Here is a 3,477-nt window from a genome sequence, read left to right as displayed (position 1 = left end):
GATGGCTATTCCATTTTAGGAGAAGCTCTCATCACGGCGGCCGAGAGCTCACAGGTGCAAGAGAACTTTACTCTTCGTCTATCCCTTCTATCAGAATCGCTGGAAAAGTTGATCCATGCTGCCCAGCCAGAACGGATAAACCTTGTTATCCAGAAAATTATAGACTTAATTTTATCGAGGGAAGCCGACTTAGGATCACTAAGAATTAACGATGAAAATCTACTCGAGAGTCTAACGATTGCTAAAGCCATTCTGTTTCGAGTTTGCTTTTGCTGGAGCTATCTAACTGATGATCGTTCTCTGATTCGTCGTTACCAGCAGATTGGTGGTAGAATCTTTAACGATTGCCTAAGCTTAATGGCTTCTCAGCGAGACTTCCTCTGGTCAGAGTATTGGCAGAGAAACCAGCAAGATTACTGCAGATCCGGTAGAGCTGAGCGCAAGTTGCGAGTAGGCTTTCTGGGTAACTGCTTTCAGCGACATTCGGTTGGCTTTCTCAGTGAGGCTACTCTCAGGAACCTATCTCGCGATCTTCTGGACGTTGTCTACTACTACTACCAGGGGTGGAAAAATGAAGATATGGCCAGTCATGACAATATGTATCAAAAGTTTCGCTCTCACGAAAATCTCCATTTTCGCTTTTTTCCAGGAGAAACCAAGCCGCCTCAAGTAGCTGCTCAAGCGCGTGAGGATCGCATCGATATTATGATATTTATGGACTCTATTACCTGCCACGATGCGAATATTGTAGCAGCTTTGCGAGCTGCCCCCATCCAAATTGGTTGGCTTGGCGGAGATGCTGTCGGTTTGCCAGAATTTGATTACTTTTTCGCCGATCCCTATATCCTTCCTGAAGATGCACAGGCCGATTACCATGAAAAAATTATCCGCTTGCCTAGCTACTGTGCTGTGGACTATCTGGACGTCCTGCCCGCTGATAAGATAGATTTCAGAGCTAAGCTGAGAATCGATCCGCAAGATATTGTTCTTCTAACTGCGGCCAGTGCCTACAAGCGCACCCCTGAATGCATTGATGCTCACCTGCAGATTCTAAAAGCCGTACCTAACGGTATCCTAATTGTCAAAGGCTCAGGGGAAATTGCCACAGTTATTAGGCGCTATCAGGAAAGAGCCAAAGAATTAGATGTTTTGGATCGCGTCCGATTTCTAGCCAAAACCAGCACTGTAGAAGAGCATCGCGGCCAACTGGCTTTGGTGGATCTGGTCTTAGATACCTTTCCCTACACAGGCGCAACCCACACTATGGAAGCCCTCTACATGGGCGTGCCAGTTCTTACCTTAGTAGGTCGCCATTACTACGGCCGAATGAGCTATAGCTTGCTGAAAAATGTAGGCCTTGAAGATTGCATCACTTGGTCGGTGGAAGAGTTTATCCAACGTGGGATCCAACTGGGCAATGATCCGAAGTGGATTAACCAGATCAAGAGGAATATCAGGGATTCCCGTCGTTGGTCAGTAATTTGGGATCCAAGAGAACACGCTCGTAGCATGGAAGCTGCTTTCTTCCACATCCTGGAAGGTAAATCCCACGAAACTTATACGTTTCACCCCAACGACTTGTACTCAACTCCAGATGAATGGAACCAAGCTGGGATCGAGCTCATTCGATCCCTAAGTGCTGATGCTTCAGTCTCAACACGTCAATCTGCTTGGGAAGAGGCACTATCCCTGTGGCGAAGAAGTTTGGCTAAGGATCCCCGCCATATTCCCTGCTGGCTAAATCGAATACATGCTCTACTGGTACTGGGCGATCGTTCTCGTGCCTTTGAAGATGCCTACGCTCTACTAGAATTTCTGTGCACAGAAGCGGCAGGTTTACGTCCTTCCAAAGCGATAGATCTCCCCATCTGGGTTGAAAGCGAAGTTTCTGCCCGCCCAAATGCTTACACGAAACACAGTTACCTCTATTATTTAGCCAGATGGATAGCTACTCATATTGGGGCCGTATACAGCCCAGAAGCCATGCGATTTTGGAACCTAACTTATTCGATAGATCCAGATGATGAACAAGCAGCTCTGGCGGTAGCGATTGAGCTTCTCTCGCAGAAAAAGATAGAAGGGCTAATACCAATTAACCATATACTTAGCCTTGATCCAACTCATCGCCAAGCATGCCTGGTCAAGGAAATTGCACTGTGGGAGGTTGTGTCTCAAGTGCAAACAGCCTCTTTCCCTGCGCAGCCCGATCTCTATTTTGACTATGAAAATTGCAGATTCTCCCTCGAGCCTTCGTTCTCGAGTATCGTCACCCGCGTCCTACTTACTCAAGGAGAATGGTTTGAGGACGAGATTAGCTTCTGCAAGCACTTTTTAAGACCAGGGATGAACGTAATCGATGTAGGGGCAAATGTTGGAGTATATACTTTCCTTGCTGCGCATCGAGTAGGCCCTACGGGTAGTGTAATCGCAATTGAGCCCACGGCTTCTTGTCTTCAGTGTATGCGGAAGACAATAAGTGCCAGCTCCCTAGAGGATGTTGTCTTCCTTATCGAAGCTGCTGCCGGTGAGCATGAAGGCACTGTTCAGTTAGGAGAAGAAAGATCTGGGGCATTTAACTCTATCGGAAATCCGAAGCAGGCATCAGGGCAGGCGTCAAATAATGGTGAAGGAAAAATTGTGAATCTTGTTACCCTGGACTCTGTGTGGCGTTCGAAAGGTGAACCCCGGATTGATCTTATCAAGATTGATGTAGAAGGCGCGGAAGAGCAGGTCGTTTCCGGCAGTCTAGAGTTGCTTGCCGCCAGTCACCCTGTTCTTATTCTTGAAAACAAGCACGGCCCTAAAGTTACTGGAACTTCTACAGCTAAAATACTGGAGCCTTTGGGATATGAGTTTTACACCTACAACCATTTCCTGAATAAGCTAGCCAAGATCAAGACTCAGCAATACTCGATTTCTACTCTAAACATTATTGCGATTCATTCTTCAGATCTGGAAAAAGTTGCAGACATGATATCGGTTTAGAAAGTTGGATCCGAATTTTGCTCTTTTGCTTGTGTTGAGCAAGGAGCTTTCCAGGGCTGGGTGGTTTCTGTTGTACGAGCAAGTCATTCAACTTTTCTGGGGAACAGAGCTTGCAGTGGGGGTGGGCAATCGTAAGTAGACAGCTCATGCCAAGAAGTCCAACTGACGTTAGACACTGCAGGCGCCGCGAGCAAGCCAATTTGAGCAAATTCAACTAACCGGAAGAGCGTAGCAACTGCATCAACTGCTGAGGCGTCATCTGCTCGTAAGGCTCAAAGGGCTGGTGGATCCAAGGGTTATCCGGCAAATAGTCCACATAGTAGTCGGGTTGATAGACGGAGGCGGCCTTGTACCACAGTACGCCGGTGCGGATCTCCTCGATGTAGAAGCCGTAGTGGTGCTTGAGCCAGTGGACAGAGCGCTTTAGGGTCATGCCAGAGTCTGCCAGATCGTCCACCAACAGCACGTGGCTGCCCAGGTTGGCGGTGGTCA

The 3,477-nt window shown here is 47.7% G+C and carries 2 protein-coding genes; one reads left to right on the top strand and one right to left on the bottom strand.

Going from position 1 to position 3,477, the window contains the following annotated elements; all coding sequences use genetic code 11:
- Positions 1 to 54 precede the first annotated feature (54 nt).
- A complete protein-coding gene (locus tag NW820_RS09115; RefSeq protein WP_414407313.1) occupies positions 55 to 2,985 on the top strand; it encodes an FkbM family methyltransferase in 2,931 nt (976 codons plus the stop codon).
- A 214-nt stretch (positions 2,986 to 3,199) separates the two neighbouring features.
- On the opposite strand, the gene NW820_RS09110 is transcribed toward NW820_RS09115, so the two are convergent.
- A partial coding sequence (locus tag NW820_RS09110) for a phosphoribosyltransferase (RefSeq protein ID WP_414407312.1) occupies positions 3,200 to 3,477 on the bottom strand: 278 nt, incomplete at its 5' end.

The sequence above is a fragment of the Synechococcus sp. R55.7 genome (assembly GCF_047461955.1).
Taxonomy (GTDB): domain Bacteria; phylum Cyanobacteriota; class Cyanobacteriia; order Thermostichales; family Thermostichaceae; genus Thermostichus.
Note: the sequence above shows the minus strand (reverse complement) of the source record. Positions and strands in the feature narration are given on the sequence as shown.